Annotated in this window: 15 protein-coding genes and 1 tRNA gene; 3 read left to right on the top strand and 13 right to left on the bottom strand. The window is 73.6% G+C overall.

Features of this window, described 5'->3' with window-relative positions:
* From OO48_RS38480 to OO48_RS22495, 3 genes are all read right to left on the bottom strand, one after another.
* A partial coding sequence (locus OO48_RS38480; RefSeq protein ID WP_157845513.1) for an NAD-dependent epimerase/dehydratase family protein occupies window positions 1-85 on the bottom strand: 85 nt, incomplete at its 3' end.
* Between the two features lie 70 nt (window positions 86-155).
* Window positions 156-815 carry a LuxR C-terminal-related transcriptional regulator gene (locus OO48_RS22500; RefSeq protein WP_033219096.1) on the bottom strand — a complete coding sequence of 220 codons (660 nt, stop codon included), beginning with the start codon at window positions 813-815 and terminating at the stop codon, window positions 156-158.
* A gap of 157 nt (window positions 816-972) precedes the next feature.
* Window positions 973-1,045: transfer RNA gene (locus OO48_RS22495), tRNA-Thr, on the bottom strand.
* A 180-nt stretch (window positions 1,046-1,225) separates the two neighbouring features.
* Between OO48_RS22495 and OO48_RS39310 the strand changes: the two genes are divergently transcribed.
* Window positions 1,226-3,139: an FUSC family protein gene (locus OO48_RS39310; RefSeq protein WP_157845511.1), complete on the top strand. Its 1,914-nt coding sequence runs from the start codon at window positions 1,226-1,228 to the stop codon at window positions 3,137-3,139.
* Window positions 3,140-3,162: 23 nt separating this feature from the next.
* Here OO48_RS39310 and OO48_RS22485 read toward each other — a convergent pair whose 3' ends face one another.
* The 9 genes from OO48_RS22485 to rsmI all read right to left on the bottom strand — a co-directional run bounded on the left by OO48_RS22485 (window position 3,163) and on the right by rsmI (window position 12,393).
* Entirely contained in the window at window positions 3,163-4,974 is a 1,812-nt protein-coding gene (locus OO48_RS22485; RefSeq protein ID WP_033219095.1) for an ABC-F family ATP-binding cassette domain-containing protein, read from the bottom strand.
* Between the two features lie 71 nt (window positions 4,975-5,045).
* The gene (locus OO48_RS22480; RefSeq protein ID WP_033219094.1) at window positions 5,046-6,032 is read right to left on the bottom strand and encodes an aldo/keto reductase; all 987 of its coding nucleotides are present in this window, start codon (window positions 6,030-6,032) and stop codon (window positions 5,046-5,048) included.
* 77 nt (window positions 6,033-6,109) lie between these two features.
* The gene (locus OO48_RS22475; RefSeq protein WP_033219093.1) at window positions 6,110-7,036 is read right to left on the bottom strand and encodes a 4-(cytidine 5'-diphospho)-2-C-methyl-D-erythritol kinase; all 927 of its coding nucleotides are present in this window, start codon (window positions 7,034-7,036) and stop codon (window positions 6,110-6,112) included.
* 2 nt (window positions 7,037-7,038) lie between these two features.
* A complete protein-coding gene (gene rsmA / locus OO48_RS22470) occupies window positions 7,039-7,923 on the bottom strand; it encodes a 16S rRNA (adenine(1518)-N(6)/adenine(1519)-N(6))-dimethyltransferase RsmA (RefSeq protein ID WP_033219092.1) in 885 nt (294 codons plus the stop codon).
* Between the two features lie 16 nt (window positions 7,924-7,939).
* Entirely contained in the window at window positions 7,940-8,323 is a 384-nt protein-coding gene (locus OO48_RS22465) for a hypothetical protein (RefSeq protein ID WP_051732500.1), read from the bottom strand.
* A 42-nt stretch (window positions 8,324-8,365) separates the two neighbouring features.
* Window positions 8,366-9,244 carry a TatD family hydrolase gene (locus OO48_RS22460; RefSeq protein ID WP_033219091.1) on the bottom strand — a complete coding sequence of 293 codons (879 nt, stop codon included), beginning with the start codon at window positions 9,242-9,244 and terminating at the stop codon, window positions 8,366-8,368.
* Window positions 9,244-10,854 carry a methionine--tRNA ligase gene (gene metG, locus OO48_RS22455; protein WP_033219089.1) on the bottom strand — a complete coding sequence of 537 codons (1,611 nt, stop codon included), beginning with the start codon at window positions 10,852-10,854 and terminating at the stop codon, window positions 9,244-9,246. Before metG ends, OO48_RS22460 begins: the two co-directional genes overlap by 1 nt.
* Window positions 10,855-10,929: 75 nt before the next feature.
* Window positions 10,930-11,346, bottom strand: a complete 417-nt coding sequence (locus OO48_RS22450; protein ID WP_051732497.1) for a hypothetical protein — start codon at window positions 11,344-11,346, stop codon at window positions 10,930-10,932.
* Window positions 11,347-11,547: 201 nt separating this feature from the next.
* Complete coding sequence (gene rsmI, locus OO48_RS22445; RefSeq protein WP_033219087.1) at window positions 11,548-12,393, bottom strand: 16S rRNA (cytidine(1402)-2'-O)-methyltransferase; 846 nt, start codon at window positions 12,391-12,393, stop codon at window positions 11,548-11,550.
* A gap of 136 nt (window positions 12,394-12,529) precedes the next feature.
* Between rsmI and OO48_RS22440 the strand changes: the two genes are divergently transcribed.
* A complete protein-coding gene (locus OO48_RS22440) occupies window positions 12,530-14,293 on the top strand; it encodes a dolichyl-phosphate-mannose--protein mannosyltransferase (protein ID WP_033219081.1) in 1,764 nt (587 codons plus the stop codon).
* A gap of 142 nt (window positions 14,294-14,435) precedes the next feature.
* Complete coding sequence (locus OO48_RS22435) at window positions 14,436-16,148, top strand: penicillin-binding transpeptidase domain-containing protein (RefSeq protein WP_051732495.1); 1,713 nt, start codon at window positions 14,436-14,438, stop codon at window positions 16,146-16,148.
* Window positions 16,149-16,212: 64 nt separating this feature from the next.
* Here the strand turns inward: OO48_RS22435 and OO48_RS22430 are convergent, their stop codons facing one another.
* Window positions 16,213-17,616 (bottom strand): APC family permease, encoded by a 1,404-nt coding sequence (locus OO48_RS22430; RefSeq protein WP_033219079.1) that lies wholly within the window; start codon window positions 17,614-17,616, stop codon window positions 16,213-16,215.
* Between the last annotated feature and the right edge of the window lie 6 nt (window positions 17,617-17,622).

The following is a 17,622-nucleotide window of genomic DNA, read 5'->3' as shown; positions in this document are numbered from 1 at the left end:
TCACCCGGTGACCCGCCTCCAACAGGTGCGCCGCCACCACGCTCCCGACGTAACCGGCACCGCCCGTGACCAGGTACTTGCCCATGCCCTTCGACCTCCGCGACTTTCGGGTGTTCGTCCTCCGGAGCATATGGCACCCGGCTGAACGCCCCCGCTCAGGCGAGTTGGTCCAGCAGCCCGGTCCTGGCGGCCAGCGCGGCGGCCTCCAACCGGGAGCGGGCACCCAGCTTGGTCAGCACCCGCTGGACGTGCGTGCGGGCCGTGGACGGGGCGATCCGCATGGCGGCGGCGATCGCCGCGGTGTCCTCGCCGTCCGCGATCCGGGCCAGCACCTGGATCTCCCGCCTGGTGAGCAGGCGCAGCAGCCGCAGCGCCTCGTCGTCCGGCTCCGCCACCGGCCACAGCAGGTGCTCGAACGCGGCCCGCAGCACGTCCACCGCGACCGCCACCTCGCCCGCCCGGACCCGCGCGATCGCCCGGTCCACCACCTCGATCCGCTCGTCGCTGCGCACGTACCCGGCCGCCCCCGCCGCGAACGCCGCCGCCACCCGGCCCGGCGCGCCCAGCGGCCCCAGCACCACCACCGCGACCTCCGGCCGCTCCCGCCGCAGCCGCCGCAGCGGCTCGAACGGGTCCTCCGCCCCGCTCCCCGTCCCAAGCAGGCACACCTCCGGCCGCCGTCCCGCCACCAGCTCCGAGACGGCCCCGCACGGCGAGCCGATCCCCAGCACCCGGTGCCCGCGCTGCTGCAGGGCGGCCCCCAGCGCCTCGGCCATCAGCCGGTGGTCGTCCACCACCACGAGCCGTGCGCTCATCCCGCCCCCTTCCCGCCCGGCCAGACAGACGCACCATCAGAGCGCACAATCGCCCGGCCCGCCAGAGCACCTCCGGAAGCGGAACCCCGGGGCCCCGGGGAGCGAGGGCGCGGAAAACGCGGAAGGCCCCGCCTCACGGCGGGGCCTTCCCGATCTGAGCCCCCATGCGGAATCGAACCGCAGACCTTCTCCTTACCATGGAGACGCTCTACCGACTGAGCTATAGGGGCTTGTTGCTCAGGTCACCTCTCGGTTCCCCTTGCGACGAGGAAGACTTTACATGCTCGGCCGACCGCTTGGGAAATCCGCTTCCTCCAGGTCGGAGGGCTAAACTGCCCGAGAAGACCCGTTCTGCCGTGCAATGTCGCCCAGCAGCCGCGAACTCCATTGCAGCGAAGGCGCGTGATCCTGTGTCAGCCCCCGGCCGCGATCGTGCTCCCGGTGATCCCGCCGCCTGGTGGGCGCTGGCCCTGCGGCCGGCCAGGCCGGTGGTGCCGCGGGTGCTGGTGGTGCGGGCGGCGCTGGGGATGGCGGTGCCGCTCGGGGCGGGGCTGCTGTCCGGGCGGCTGGCGCTGGGGGTGTTCGCCGCGCTGGGGGCGATGCACGCGACGATGAACGACCGGGTGGAGCCGCTGCGGCTGCGGGCGCCGCGGATCGCGCTGGCGCTGGCCGCCTCGACGGCCGGGATGCTGATCGGGGCGGAGCTGCAGTACCGGGGCGCGGGCGGCCTGGAGATCGGGATGGCGCTGACCCTGGTGGGCTTCGCCGGCGGGGCGCTGTCGGCGACCGGGCCGCGCGGCTCGGCGGCCGGGATGCTGCTGCTGGTGTCGGCCTCGCTGGGCGGCGGGATGGCGCTGCCGCACCCGTGGTGGGCGGCGCCCGCGATGATGCCGTGCGGGGCGGCGCTGGTGCTGCTGATGGGGTTGCGTTACCGCACCGACGTCCGCACCGATCCGCGCACCCTGGCGCTGGCCGACGTCTACCTGGCGCTCGGCGGCCTGCTCGCCGCGCTCGGCACCCCGGACGGCGCGGCCGCCCGCCGGCTGCTCACCGCCCGGCTCAACCAGATGCAGGACCTGCTGCCGCCGCCGCGCCCCGGCCGCCGCGAACCCGAGCGGCTGCACCGGCTGCGCCGCTCGTACGAGGCCGCGCTGGGCGCCACCGAGGCGGCGGCCGGGCTGCTGTGGGCGTGGCGCCCGGTGCCGCCGGAGCTGGCGGCGTTCCCGGCCCGGCTGGCCGAGCAGATCACCGGCGGCCCCGAGCCCGAGTACCCCGACTGGCGGCCCGACACCCCGTCCCGGACGGCGTTCGACGCCGCGCTGCGGGCCGCCGCCGACACCGTCGCGGGCCGCTGGGCCCCGCTGGACACCGCCGCCCCGCCCCCGCCCGACCCGTGGCGGCTGCGGGCGCGGCTGCTGTCGCGCGGCTCGGTGCGCTACGGGCTGCGGGTGGCGCTGTGCGTGGCGGTCGCCGAGGCGGCGGTCAACCTGCTTCCGCTGGAGCGCAGTTACTGGGTGCCGATGACGGTGGCGTTCGTCCTCAAGCCGGACTTGGGCTCGGTGTTCCAGCGGGCGGTCAGCCGGGCGCTGGGCACCGTGCTGGGCATCGCGGTCGCCGCGGTGCTGCTGGCGCTGACCACCGAGCCGTGGGCACTGAGCCTGGCCATCTCGCTGTGCGTGGCACTGCTGCCGTACTCGACGGCCGCGCACTACGGGCTGAACACCATCGTGATGACCCCGGTGGCGCTGCTGCTGGTGCAGCTCGGCGGGGAGAGCGGGGCGGCCGAGTTCTGGCCCCGGGTGCTGGACACCGCGCTGGCCAGCGGCATCGTGCTGGTCTTCGGCTACCTGCTGTGGCCGGAGCGGCCCCCGCACCGGATCGAGCCGGGCATCGTCACCGCCGCCGCCACCCTGCGCCGCTACCTGGCCTCGGTGGTGGCCGGGCGCTCCGCGCCGGTCGCCGAGGTGTGGCTGCGCCGCACCGCGTACCGGGCGCTGGCCGACGCCCGCCGGCAGGTGGACCTGGGCCTGGCCGAGCCCCCGCCGGCCGGGCGGCTCGCCGAGCGCTGGATGCCCACCACGGCCGCGCTGGAGCGGCTGTCCGGCGCGGTCGCCGCGTACGCCGCCCAGCTGCGGTACGGCGGGCGGGAGCCCGAGCCGGAGGTGATCGAACGGGTGCTGGGCTCGCTGGACCGGATCACCGCCGCCGCCCGCGACTACCGCCCGCCGACCGGCCGGATCGCCCGGCCGACCGGGCCGCACGACCCGGACCGCAGCGCGCTGGCCCGGGCCGCCGACGAGCTCGACCGGCTGCTGGACGGCTGACCGGCCCGGGCCGCCGGGCGGGCTCAGACCTGCTCGGCCAGCTCCAGCCAGGCCAGCTCCAGCTCCTCCTTCTCCTCGCGGACCTTGCGCAGCTTCGCGTCCAGCTCGGCGACCTTGGAGAAGTCGGCCGCGTTCTCGGCCAGTTGGGCGTGCAGCTTGGACTCCTGGTCGTCCAGCTTGGCGATCTGCCGCTCCAGCTTCTGCAGCTCCTTCTTCGCCGCCCGCAGGTCGCCCCCGGACAGCCCGGAGGACTCGGCGGCGGCCGGGACCCGGGCGGCGGCGGTGGCGGCCGCGGCCTCCGCCATCGCGGTGCGGCGCTCCAGGTACTCGTCGACGCCGCCCGGCAGCATCCGCATCCGGCGGTCGCCGAGCAGCGCGTACGCGGTGTCGGTGGTGCGCTCGATGAAGAACCGGTCGTGGCTGATCACGACCATCGAGCCGGGCCAGCCGTCGAGCAGGTCCTCCAGCTGGTTGAGCGTCTCGATGTCGAGGTCGTTGGTGGGCTCGTCGAGGAAGAGCACGTTCGGCTCGTCCATCAGCAGCCGCAGCAGCTGCAGCCGGCGCCGCTCGCCGCCGGACAGGTCGCCGACCGGCGTCCACTGCTTGTCCTTGCCGAAGCCGAACTGCTCGCACAGCTGCCCGGCGCTCATCTCCCGGCCCTTGCCCAGGTCGACCCGGCCGCGCACCTGCTCGACGGCCTGCAGGACGCGGGTGGTCGGGTCGAGCTCGGCGATCTCCTGCGAGAGGTACGCCAGCCGGACGGTCTTGCCGACCTTGATCACGCCGCCGGCCGGCTGCACGTCGCCCTCGGTGGCGTGCGCGGCCTGCATCGCCCGCAGCAGCGAGGTCTTGCCCGCGCCGTTGACGCCCAGCAGGCCGACCCGGTCGCCCGGGCCGAGCTGCCAGGTCAGGTGCTCCAGCAGCAGCTTGTCACCGGCCTTGACGGTCACGTCCTCCAGGTCGAAGACGGTGCGGCCCAGCCGGGCGTTGGCGAACTTCATCAGCTCGGACTTGTCGCGCGGCTCCGGCACGTCCGCGATCAGGGCGTTGGCGGCCTCGATCCGGTAGCGCGGCTTCGAGGTGCGGGCGGGGGCGCCGCGGCGCAGCCAGGCCAGCTCCTTGCGGGCCAGGTTCTGCCGCTTCTGCTCCTCGGTGGCCTCGATCCGGGAGCGCTCGGCGCGGGCGAACACGTAGTCCGAGTAGCCGCCCTCGTACTCGCGGACCTCGCCGCGCTGGACGTCCCACATCCGGGTGCAGACCTGGTCCAGGAACCACCGGTCGTGGGTGACGCAGACCAGCGCCGAGCGGCGGTTCTGCAGGTGCTTGGCGAGCCAGGCGATGCCCTCCACGTCGAGGTGGTTGGTGGGCTCGTCCAGCACGACCAGGTCCCACTCGCCGAGCAGCAGCTTGGCGAGGGCGATGCGGCGGCGCTCGCCGCCGGAGAGCGGGCCGATCACGGTGTCCAGGCCGTCCGCGAAGCCGGGCAGGTCGAGGCCGCCGAACAGGCCCTGGACGATGTCGCGGATCCGGGCGTCGCCGAGCCACTCGTGGTCGGCCCGGCCGGCGATCACCTCGTGCCGGATGGTGGCCTCCGGGTCGAGCGAGTCGTGCTGGGTCAGCACGGCCAGCTGCAGCCCGCCGGAGTGGGTGATCCGCCCGGTGTCCGGCTCCTCCAGCTTGGCGAGCATCCGGATCAGCGTCGTCTTGCCGTCGCCGTTGCGGCCCACCACACCGATCCGGTCGCCCTCGCTGACGCCGAGGCTCACCCCGTCCAGCAGGGCCCTGGTGCCGTACACCTTGGTGACGGACTCGATGGTGGCGAGGTTGACGGCCACGAAGCTGCACTCCTGAGGAAGGGGCTGTAACGAGCCTCCAGCCTAGTGCCGCGACCGCCCCCGGTTTCGTCCTACCGGGCCTGGTCCAGCAACGCGCGCTGCTCGGCGGTCAGTTCCAGGTCCAGCGCCGCCAGGCTCTCGTCCAGCTGCGCCACCGAGGACGCGCCGACCAGCGGGATCGCCGGCAGTTCGCCGCCGAGCAGCCAGGCCAGCACGACCTGGTTGCGGGTGGCGCCGGTCTGCCGCGCCACCTCGTCGAGCGCGGCGAGGCGGGTGGGGGTGCCGGCGTGGTCGAAGGACGGGCCGAGCGGCTTGTCCTCCCGGACGTAGCCGCCGCCGAGCAGCGGGGAGTAGGCGACCAGGGTGAGCTCGGGGCTCTCCTTGAGGTACGTGATCAGGTCGCCCTGGACGGCGGCCTGGTCGCCGTCCGCGCAGGTCAGGCCGGGCAGGTCGCCGCGGCGGCGCAGGTAGGTGTGGCCGTACTGGAGCACCTCGTAGCCGGGCAGGCCGGCCTGCGCGGCGATGTTCCGGGCCCGCTCGACCCGCCAGGACCAGTGGTTGGAGACGCCGAGCAGCCCGACCGTCCCCTCGTCGACGAGCTCGCCGAAGGCGTGCACGGTCTCGGCCGGCGACACCTTCGTGTCCTCGACGTGCGCGTACAGCAGGTCGAGCCGCTCGACGCCCAGGCGCTTGCGGCTGGCCTCCGAGGAGGCCCGGATCACCTCGGCGGACAGGCCCTCGCCGTTCTCGATGAACCCGGTGCCGGGGGCCTTGGGACGGGCGCCGAGCTTGGTGGCGATCACCACCTCGTCGGTGATCCCGCGGCTGGCCCGCCACCGGCCGAGCACCTCCTCGCTGGCGCCGCCCTGGCTGTCGTCCTGCCAGTACGCGTAGTTGTTGGAGGTGTCGATGAACGTGCCGCCCGCCTCGACGTACCGGTCCAGCACGGCGAAGGAGGTGGCCTCGTCGGTGAGCGTGCCGAACAGCATCGCCCCCAGGCTGAGCACGCTGACCTCGCGGCGGGTGCGCGGATCGGTTCCGATGGTGCGCTTGCGCATCCGGGTGTCCCCTCGTCTCCGCGGCCCGCCCGGTGCGGGCCGCGATGGAGAGTCTGGAACCCGGAGCGCGCTCCAGGTCAAGCAGAGGTGTGGACCACCTCGGCGCCGGGGACCGGGCCGTGGGTCGCGTGGGCGGTGCGGCAGGTGCCGGAGGCGCGGAGGGCGGCGGCGATGTGGGCGGCGGCTTCGGCGTCCTTGGCGAGGAAGGCGCAGGTGGGGCCGGAGCCGGAGACCAGGGCGGCCAGGGCGCCCGCCTCGGTGCCCGCGTGCAGGGTGTCGGCGAGGGCGGGGCGCAGCGAGACGGCGGCGGCCTGGAGGTCGTTGGCGAGGGCGGCGGCCAGCGCGACGGGGTCGCCGTCGGCGAGGGCGGCGAGCAGGGCGGGGTCGGCGTCGGGGGTGGGGACGTCGGCGAGCGAGGAGCCGAGGCCGGACTCCTCGCGCAGGCGGTCGCACTCGCGGAAGACGGCGGGGGTGGACAAACCGCCGTCGGCGACCGCGAACACCCAGTGGAACGTCCCGGAGACCGGCAGCGGCTCCAGCAGTTCGCCCCGGCCGCGGCCCAGCGCGACGCCGCCGAGCAGCGCGAACGGGACGTCGGAGCCCAGCTCGGCGGCCAGTTCCAGCAGGACGGGCAGCGGGGTGTCCAGGCCCCACAGGGCGTCGCAGGCGAGCAGGGCGGCGGCGCCGTCCGCGCTGCCGCCGGCCATGCCGCCGGCCACCGGGATGGCCTTGTCGATGTGCAGGTGGACGCCGGGGTCGGCCAGGCCGTGGTGGGCGGCGAGCAGCCGGGCGGCGCGGGCGGCCAGGTTGCCGTCGTCGAGCGGGACGGCGGCGGCGTCGGGGCCGTCGCAGCTGAGCGTGACGCCCTCGCCGGGGGCGGCGGTGACCTGGTCGCCGAGCGCGACGGCGAAGAAGACGTTCGCCAGGTCGTGGTAGCCGTCGGGGCGGACCCCGCCGACGCCGAGCTGGACGTTGACCTTGGCGGGGACCCGGACCGTGACCATGTTCAGTGTTCCTCCGCTGCCTTCGGCTTGTGCTCGGCGATCACGGCGAACTGCTCGACGGTGAGCATCTCGCCGCGCAGCGTGTGGTCGATCCCGGCGCCCCGCAGCGCCTCCTCGGCGGCGGCGGGCGAGCCGGCCCAGCCGGCCAGCGCGGCCCGCAGGGTCTTGCGGCGCTGCGCGAAGGCGGCGTCCACGACGGCGAACACCTCGCGGCGGGTGGCGGTGGTGGACGGCGGGTCGCGGCGGACCAGCGAGACCAGGCCGGAGTCGACGTTCGGCGCGGGCCAGAACACGCTCCGCCCGATCGCCCCGGCGCGCTTCACGTCCGCGTACCAGTTGGCCTTCACCGAGGGCACGCCGTACACCTTGTTGCCGGGCTTGGCGGCGAGCCGGTCGGCGACCTCGCTCTGCACCATCACCAGCGTGCGCTCGATGCTGGGGAAGGTCTCCAGCATGTGCAGCAGCACCGGCACGGCGACGTTGTACGGCAGGTTGGCCACCAGCGCGGTCGGCGCGGGGCCGGGCAGTTCGGTGACGTCCATCGCGTCGCTGAGCACCAGGTCGAAGTTCCCCGCCTTCGCGGGCATCCGCCCCCGCACGGTGTCCGGCAGGTGCCGCGCCAGCAGCGGGTCGATCTCCACCGCCGTGACGTGCCGCGCCACCTCCAGCAGCGCCAGCGTCAGCGACCCGAGCCCCGGCCCGACCTCGACCACCGCGTCCTGCTCCGTCACCCCCGCCGCCCGGACGATCCGCCGCACGGTGTTCCCGTCGATGACGAAGTTCTGCCCGCGCTGCTTGGTCGGCTTCACGCCGAACGCCTCGGCCAGCGCGCGGATGTCGGCGGCGCCCAGCAGGTGGCCGTCGGAGGTGGGTTCGGTGGTGCTCACCCGCCAAGGATAAGGGTCAGCGCTCGACGAGCCGCTTGAGATCGATCTCGACGGGGAACGGCAGCCCGGTGCGGAGCGGCCCCTCGTGCGCGGCGACGGGGAAGTAGACGTCCTTCTCCGCGTCGAGGCCGGGCTTGGTGGACCGGTCGGCCACCTTCCGACCGGGAGAGACCGCCTCGGCCGCCGGGACCACCGACTCGACCGGGGTGCCCGCCGGCTCCGAGACCTCCGGGCCCGTCCCGTCGAACACCGTGACGTCGGGCAGGACCGCGTTGTGCTCGTCGAGCGGGACGGCCCGCTCCACGTTCGCACCGTAGGGCTCACCGCTCGCCGCGAGCAGTCGCACGAGCAGACGGTCCCGCACCCGGTCGGGCCACCACAGCGCCCGTCCCTTGGCCACGACCGCTCCGTGCCAACGAGCGCGCCCGCCGCCGGAACGCGGTCAGTAGCCGAAGGCCCGGGCCGTGTTCGCCGCGATCGCCGTCGCCAACTCGTCCTCGCCCAGCGCCAGGTGGGCCGCCATCGCGCGCAGCGTGACCGGGATGAGGTACGGGGCGTTGGGGCGGCCGCGGTAGGGGTGCGGGGTGAGGAAGGGGGCGTCGGTCTCGATCAGGACGCGGTCGAGGGGGGTGGCGGTGAGGGCCTCGCGCAGGGCGTGGTTGGCCTTGTAGGTGACGGGGCCGGCGAAGGAGAGGTACCAGCCGTGTTCGGCGCAGGTGCGGGCCATCGCGGCGTCGCCGGAGTAGCAGTGGAAGACGGTGCGCTCGGGGGCGCCCTCCTCCAGCAGCAGGGCGATGACGTCCTCGTGGGCGTCGCGGTCGTGGATGACGAGCGCCTTGCCGTGGCGCTTGGCGATCTCGATGTGCCGGCGGAAGGACTCCTTCTGGAGGTCGACGCCCTCGGGGCCGGTGCGGAAGTAGTCGAGTCCGGTCTCGCCGACGGCCAGGACGTGCGGGAGGGCGGCGAGGCGGTCGATCTCGGCGAGCGCGGCGTCCAGCGCCTCCTGCCCGCCGGCCCCGCGCCGCTGCCCGGACCAGCCGTCGGGGTCGCCGAGGAAGATCCGGGGCGCCTCGTTGGGGTGCAGCGCGACGGCGGCGTGCACCTGCTCGAACTGCTCGGCGAGGTCGGCGGCCCACCGCGAGCCGGGCACGTCGCAGCCGACCTGGACGACGGTGGTGACGCCGACGGAGGCGGCCCGGGCCAGGCCCTCGGCGGGGGTGCCGGACTGCATGTCGAGGTGGGTGTGCGAGTCGGCGACCGGAACGGCGAGCGGTTCGGGCAGCGGCGGCGGGGTGCGGTCCTGCTCCTTCTTGCCACCCATCAGACGGCGGCCTTCTCTTCGAGCTCTTCGAGGCGGGGGAAGAGGATCCCGCCCTTGGTGACGGTGACCCCGGCGGGCAGCCGGCCCCAGTCGGCGACGGTGGCGATCCGCTGCTCGGCCAGCGCGCCGAGGGCGGGCTCGGCGCCGAGGGAGGCCCAGAGCTTGGCGGCGGAGTCCGGCATCAGCGGGTTGAGCAGGACGGCGGTGGCCCGCAGCGCCTCGGCGGCGGTGTACAGGACGGTGTCCAGCCGGTCCTGTCCGTCGGGGGACTTGGCGACCTTCCAGGGCTCCTGCTCGGTGAGGTAGCCGTTGACCAGCTTGACGAACTCGAAGACCGCCGCGATGCCGCCCGCGAAGTCGAGTTCCTCGCCGATCTTCCGGTCGGCCTCGGCGGCGGCCTTCACCAGCGCGTCGGCGACGGCCTGCTCGGCGGGGCCGTGCGCGGTGGCGGCCGGGAGCGCGCCCCCGTGGTACTTGCCGATCATCGCGGCGACCCGGGAGGCCAGGTTGCCGAAGTCGTTGGCGAGTTCGGAGGTGTAGCGGGCGGTGAAGTCCTCCCAGGAGAACGACCCGTCGGTGCCGAACGGGATGGCCCGCAGGAAGTAGTAGCGGTACGCGTCGACGCCGAAGTGCGAGGTCAGGTCGGTGGGCGCGATGCCGGTCAGGTTGGACTTGCTCATCTTCTCGCCGCCGACCATCAGCCAGCCGTTGGCGACCACCCGGCGCGGCAGCGGCAGCCCGGCGGCCATCAGCATGGCGGGCCAGATGACGGCGTGGAAGCGCAGGATGTCCTTGCCGACCAGGTGCACGGAGGCGGGCCACAGCCGGGCGAAGCGCTCGGGGTCGGTGCCGTAGCCGGCCGCGGTGATGTAGTTCTGCAGGGCGTCGACCCACACGTACAGGACGTGCTTGGCGTCCCAGGGCAGCGGGACGCCCCAGTCGAAGGTGGACCGGGAGATCGACAGGTCCTTGAGGTCCTGCTCGACGAAGCGCAGCACCTCGTTGCGGGCGGAGGCGGGCTGGATGAAGTCCGGGTTGGCGGCGTAGAACTCCAGCAGCTTCGGGCCGTACGCGGAGAGCCGGAAGAAGTAGTTCTCCTCCTCCAGCCACTCGACCGGGCGCTTGTGGACGGGGCAGAGCTTCTCCTCGTCGGTGGCGCCGGGCAGCAGTTCGCCGGGGAGCTTGTACTCCTCGCAGCCGACGCAGTACGGGCCGGTGTAGCTGCCCTGGTAGATCTCGCCCTTGTCGTACAGGTCCTGGACGAACTCCTGGACGCGGTCGGTGTGCCGGGCCTGGGTGGTGCGGATGAAGTCGTCGTTGGCGATCCGCAGGTGTTCCCAGAGCGGCTTCCATGCCTCTTCGACCAGCCGGTCGCACCACTCCTGCGGGGTGACGCCGTTGGCCTCGGCGGTGCGCAGGATCTTCTGGCCGTGCTCGTCGGTGCCGGTGAGGTACCAGACGTCCTCGCCGCGCTGGCGGTGCCAGCGGGTCAGCACGTCACCCGCGACCGTGGTGTACGCGTGGCCCAGGTGGGGCCGGTCGTTCACGTAGTAGATCGGGGTGGTGACGTAGTACGCGTCGGTGCTGGTGTGGTCTTCCAAGGCCGCCATACCCCGGAATCCTAGTGGCCCGGCCGTCCGGCCCGGACCGCCCCGGGCGGGGGCGGTCCGGGGGCGGTGCCGGTGTCAGTCGGCGCGGCGCCGACGGGAGAACCAGCGGCGCCGGGCCCGCAGTCCGGGGGGCTCCGGCGGGCCCTCGGGTTCGGCGGTGGGCGCGTAGCCGGGACCGTTCCTGGTGACGGCGGCCATGTCCGCCACCCGCCCGGCCCGCATGATCCGGACCCGTTCGCCGCCGCAGCCCGGGCAGGCCAGTTCGCGCAGCGGGGAGGGGACCCGGACACCGTTCGCCGTGTACTCGACGAGGGTGCGGCCGTCCTTGGCCGTGTGGTGCTCGATGTCGTACGCCTGCTCCCAGCCGTAGCCGCAGTTGAGGCAGGCGAAGGAGTAGGCCTCGTGGACCGTCCGCACGGGGGCGGGGCGGCTGGTCGTGCCGAGGCCGCTGGGTGCTCCGCCGTTCCGGGGGCTGTCGATCGTGTCGCTCATGCGCCACCTCGCTTCGCTCGGAGCCCGTCGCCCGGTCCTTCCGGCCGGGTGCGGGTCGTTCCATCCCAGGGAATGCCCGGGAGGCTCCGTCCGATGCCCGGCTTGCCAAGTCTTGGTCCCGAATTGGCCCTCCGCTGGGGTGCTCATTCCAACGTACGCGCGATTTCGGCCATTGCCATACAAGCTGACCGGAACACCGGATCAGGGCGCGTGCTTGGCCGCCACCACCGCGTCGAACACGACCGACTTGCGCAGCCCCAGCTCGGCGGCGACCGCGGCGATCGCCTCCTTGCGGCGCTCCCCGGCCTCCTCCCGGACGGCCACCCGGCGGGCCAGCTCGGCCGGGCCGACCTCCTCGGGCGGGGCGGGCGGGGCACCGGCCACCACCACGGTGATCTCGCCCCGGACGCCCTCCGCGGCCCAGGCCGCCAGCTCGCCCAGCGGGCCGCGCTTGACCTCCTCGTAGGTCTTGGTCAGCTCCCGGCAGACCGCGGCGCTCCGGTCGGCGCCGAACGCGGCGGCCATCGCCTCCAGCGTCTCGGCGATCCGGTGCGGGGCCTCGAAGAACACCATGGTGCGCGGCTCGGCGGCGATCTGGGCGAGCTGCCGGGAGCGGTCGCCGGCCTTGCGCGGCAGGAAACCCTCGAAGGTGAACCGGTCCACCGGCAGCGCGGACAGCGCCAGCGCGGTCAGCACGGCGGACGGGCCGGGCACCGCGGTCACCTTGATCCCGGCGGCGACGGCGGCGTCCACCAGCCGGTAGCCGGGGTCGGAGACCGAGGGCATGCCGGCGTCGGTGACCAGCAGCACCCGGGAGCCGTCCAGCAGCGCGGCCACCAGCTCGGGCGTGCGGGCCACCTCGTTGCCCTCGAAGTAGGACACCACGCGGCCGGCCGGCACCACGCCCAGCGCCTGGGTCAGCCGGCGCAGCCGCCGGGTGTCCTCGGCCGCGATGACGTCGGCCCCGGCGAGTTCGGCGCGCAGTCGGGGCGGCGCGTCCTCGACGTCGCCGATGGGGGTACCTGCCAGTACGAGAACACCAGTCACGGGCACCATCCTCCCCTACCGGGGGCCGGCCGGGGGCTGGTGAGGGGGTGCGGGGGACGGACGAGGGTCGGGACCCCTTGTGACTTCAGCCATTGCCCCTACGATGTGGCCCGTGAACGGCGACATGGAGAGTGGTATGGACCACCCCGAGCGGGGCGGCGTGACCGTGCTGGAACCGGCCGACCCGGCCGCCGTTCCGGCGCCGCGCGCGGAGCCCGAACCGGCCTCCCGATGGGCCCGCGCGCTGTCCGGCGCCGGCTACCGGGCGCCCCGGCGCGCTTCCCTGGCCGAGCAGCTGGTGCCGCCGATGCCGGACGGGCCGGGGGTCACGCCCGAGGTCGTCGAGCCCTCCCCGGTGCTCGCCAGGTTCGGCGTCCGGCTGCCCGCCCCGCTGTGGTCCTGGCTGTGCCGGTGGTCCGGCTGGCTCGGGCCGCTCGCGGTCGCGCTGTTCGCCGGCGTGCTGCGCTTCGTGAACCTCGGCAGCCCGCACGCGCTGATCTTCGACGAGACGTACTACGCCAAGGACGCGTACGCGCTCTGGCACCTGGGCTACGAGAGCAACTGGCCCAGCGACGCCAACGGCCTGATCACCGCGCCCAATCCGGTGGTGCCGCTGAACACCACCAGCGCGGCGTTCGTGGTGCACCCGCCGGTCGGCAAGTGGATCATCGGCCTGGGCGAGCAGTTCTTCGGCATGAACCCGTACGGCTGGCGGTTCATGGTGGCGGTGCTCGGCACCCTCTCGGTGCTGATGCTGGCCCGGATCGCCCGCCGGATGTTCCGCTCGACCCTGCTGGGCTGCGTGGCCGGCCTGCTGCTGTCGGTGGACGGGCTGCACTTCGTGCTCAGCCGCACCTCGATCCTCGACCTGGTGGTGATGTTCTGGTTCCTGGCCGCGTTCGGCCTGCTGCTCGTCGACCGGGACAAGAGCCGCGCCCTGATCGCCCGGCGGCTGGAGCAGGGCCTGGACGCCGACTGGTGGCACCTGGGCCGGCGGCCCTACCGGCTGGCCTCGGCGGTCTGCCTGGGCCTGATGACCGGCACCAAGTGGAGCGGCGCCCCGGCGGTCCTCGCCCTGGTGCTGCTCGCCGGGTTCTGGGACTCCTCGGCCCGCCGCCTGGCCGGCGGCCGCCGGAACCTGCGCGGCCTGTGGGACTTCGCCTGGTCCGCGGTGACGGTCGGCCTGACCGCCGGCGTCACCTACCTGCTGACCTGGACCGGCTGGATCCTGTCCTCCGCCGAGCCCGGCAAGGGCGGCTACCTGCGCGACTGGGCGGGGCTCAACCCCAGCGACACCTGGGGCTGGATGCCGGACTGGGCCCGCAGCCTGTGGCACTACCACCACGAGATGTGGCACTTCAACGTCGGCCTGCACGACCCGCACACCTACCAGTCCAACCCGTGGAGCTGGCTGGTGGTCGGCCGCCCGGTGTCGTTCTTCTACGAGTCGCCGAAGAACGGCCAGGCCGGCTGCACCACCACCGAGTGCGCCCGCGAGGTGCTCGCCATCGGCACCCCGTTCCTGTGGTGGGCGGGCATCGTCGCGCTGGTCTACTGCCTGTACCGCTGGCTGATGCGCCGCGACTGGCGGGCCGGGGCGATCCTGTGCGCGCTGGCCGCCGGCTACCTGCCCTGGTTCAACTACCAGGCCCGGACGATCTTCCTGTTCTACGCGGTCTGCTTCGTCCCGTTCCTGGTGCTCGCGGTGACCATGATGATCGGCGCGATGCTGGGCCGCGCCGACGCCTCGCCGGACCGCAGGCTCGCCGGCGCCACCGGCGCCGGGCTGCTGGTCGTCGCGGTCATGTGGAACTTCCTGTACTTCTACCCGATCTACACCGGCCAGACGATCCCGATGGACGAGTGGCGGGCCCGGATGTGGCTCGACACCTGGATCTAGCCACGACCCGGCCGCCACACCCGCACGCGTGTACCGGAACTGTCACAAAGCAGCCCCGTGTCGTGAGTGCACGGAAGACGTCTGTCTATGGTGTCGTGGCCGCTGAAGTCCGACGGCCACGACACTCCATGGGGGACTCGACGTGAACAAGGGCGCGAAGACCGGCATCTCCGTCATCGCCGCTGCGGTGCTCCTCGGTGGCGGGTACGGGGCGTACGCACTCGTCTCCGGCGACGGCTCCGGCAGGGACGCGGCGAAGAAGCCCCGCACCGTGGTCGCCGAGCCCCCGAGCCCGGAGCTCGCCGCGTCCGGCGCCAGTGCCTTCCTGGACGCCTGGGCCAAGGGCGACCTGTACGGCGCCGCCAAGCTCACCGACGACCCGGACAAGGCGCAGGCCGCGCTGCAGGCCTTCCAGGACGGGGTGAAGCCGAGCGCCGTCCACCTCACCGCCGGCGGCCCGACCACCGCGCCCAGCCCCGCCGCGTCCAAGTCCGCGAGCGCGTCGTCCTCCGCCTCGGCGTCGGCGTCGGCTACCGGGAGCCCGGCGCCCACCGGCGTGCTGGAAAGTTTCAAGGCCTCGCTGGAGTTCGCCGAGTCCGGCACCCCCTGGAACTACAACGGCGTCCTCGGCGTGGTGAAGATGAGCGACGGCACCGCCGCCGTCCACTGGGCGCCCAGCGTCATCCACCCCAAGCTGGACGCGGGCGAGACCATCACGGTCAAGCCGATCTACGCGGCCCCGGCCGCCGTCACCGACCGCAAGGGCAAGCCGCTCGGCGGCTACCCCTCGCTGGTCGGCCTGCTCAACCAGCTCAAGAGCGCGGCCCCGCAGGGCGGCGACCCGGCGGACGCGGGCAGCGGGGTGGTGATCTCCGCCCCGGCCGCCTCGGGCGGCAAGGCCACCGACGAGAAGCTGTTCACCGTCAAGGAGCCCAAGCCCGTCCCCAACCTGAAGCTCACCCTGGACGCGGACCTGCAGAGCGCCGCCGAGCAGCAGGTCACCGCGCAGGGCGGCAAGCCCGCCTCGCTGGTGGCGATCGAGCCCAGCAGCGGCAACATCCTGGCCTACGCGTTCTCGCCCTCCAACGGCCAGAACCGCGCCTTCTCCGGCGCGACCGCGCCCGGCTCCACCATGAAGGTGCTCACTGCCGCGGCGCTGATGGAGGCGGGCGTCACGCCCACCACGGCGATGCCCTGCCCCGAGACCACCATGGTCACCGGCAAGTCGATCTCCAACGACGAGCCCGGTGCGCACCCGGAGTACACGCTCACCGACGCGTTCATCCACTCCTGCAACACCTCCTTCATCGAGAAGGGCAAGGACGTCCTCAAGCCGAGCAGCCTGCCCTCGCTCGCCAAGGACGTGTTCGGGCTCGGCCTGGTCTGGCAGACCGGCCTGTCCAACTTCGACACCAGCATCCCGGTCGAGGGCAACATGGCCAGTGCGGCCAGCGAGTTCATCGGCCAGGGCAAGATCCGCACCAACCCGCTGGCGATGGCCTCGGTCGCGGCGACCGTGCAGTCCGGGGTGTTCCGCCAGCCGATCCTGATCCCCGGCCTGAACCAGACGAAGGCCGCCCGCGACCTCTCCCCCGAGGTCCTCACCAGCCTGCGGTCGCTGATGGCGAAGACCGTCCAGTCCGGCACCGCCTCCGAGGTCAAGCCCGCCCTCCCGGCCGGATCCGGCGCGAAGACCGGCACCGCCGAGGTCGACAACAGCCCCGACGCGAACTCCTGGTTCACCGCCTACTCCGGCAACCTCGCGGTCGCCGCCGAGGTCCAGGGCGGCGGCCACGGCTCCGCGGCGGCCGGCCCGGCGGTCTCCAGGGTGCTGGCTGTCGGCAACAAGGGCTGACCAGGGCCGGGAACGCCCGCGGGGGCCCGGGGAACGCGCCGTTCCCCGGGCCCCCGCGCGCGTGCTACGGCTTCTCCGCCAGCCGCGAGTGCTTCGCGCTGTACCCGAAGTACAGCACCGCCGCCAGCGCCAGGACGACCGCGAAGGCGGCGAAGGTGTCGGCGTGCAGCCTGGTGATCAGGTAGACGCAGAACGCGGCGCTGAGCAGCGGGGTGACGGGGTAGAACGGCACCCGGAAGCCGCGCGGCAGGTCGGGGCGGGTGCGGCGGAGCACGATGATGCCGATCGAGACGGCCGTGAAGGCCACCAGCGTGCCCATCGAGGTCATGTCGGCCAGCAGCTTGAGCGGGAAGACCGCGGCGAGGACGGCGACGGCGGCGCCGACCGCCAGGGTGTTCCAGACGGGGGTGCCGGTGCGGGCGGAGACCCGGGTGAAGGGGGACGGGAGGAGCCCGTCGCGGCCCATCGCGTAGAGGATCCGGGTCTGGCCGTAGATCACCACGAGCGTGATGGAGAAGATCGAGACGATCGCCCCGGCCGCGAACACCAGGGCGGGCCAGGTCTGCCCGGTGACGTTCTGCAGGATCTGGGCGAGGCCGGCCTCCTGGCCGTCGAACAGCTGCCAGGGCTGGGCGCCGACCGCGGTGACGGCGACGGCGATGTAGAGGGTGGTGACGACCGCCAGCGAGATGAGGATGGCGAGCGGGAGGGTGCGCCGCGGCTCGCGGACCTCCTCGCCGGCGGTGGAGACGGCGTCGAGGCCGATGAAGGAGAAGAAGATGGTGGAGGCGGCGGTCTGGACGCCGTCCCAGCCGTTGGGGGCGAACGGGGTGAAGTTGCCGGCGGTGAAGCCGGTGAGCCCGACGGCGACGAAGAGCACCAGGATGACGAGCTTGATCGCCACCATGGCCGCGTTGACCTTCGCGGACTCGCCGACGCCGCGGATCAGCAGGACGGTGACCAGCACCACCAGCACGACGGCGGGCAGGTTGAACACCCCGCCGTCGCCGGGCGGGGCGGTGAGCGCGGCGGGCAGGCGCACGCCGAAGGCCAGGTCGGAGAACTGGCCGAGGTACTGCCCCCAGGTGACGGCGATCGCGGAGGCGGAGACGCCGTACTCCATGAGCAGGCAGACGCCGACGCCGAAGGCGACCAGCTCGCCCATGGTGGCGTAGGCGTACGAGTAGGAGGAGCCGGCGACCGGGATGGCGGAGGCGAGTTCGGCGTAGCAGAGCGCGGTGAGGCCGGCGGTGACGGCGGCGATCACGAAGGACAGGATGACGGCGGGGCCGGCCTCGGGCACCGAGGTGGTGAGGACGAAGAAGATGCCGGTGCCGACGGTGGCGCCGATGCCGATGGCGGACAGCTGCCACAGGCCGATGGAGCGGCGCAGGTGTCCGGCTCCGGTGCCTCCTGCTTCGGCGATCAGGGTGTCCACGGGCTTGCGCCGCAGCAGGGGGGTGCTCATCGGTGT

Origin of the sequence: Kitasatospora phosalacinea (assembly GCF_000716545.1) — a bacterium.
Taxonomy (GTDB): domain Bacteria; phylum Actinomycetota; class Actinomycetes; order Streptomycetales; family Streptomycetaceae; genus Kitasatospora; species Kitasatospora phosalacinea.
Note: the sequence above shows the minus strand (reverse complement) of the source record. Positions and strands in the feature narration are given on the sequence as shown.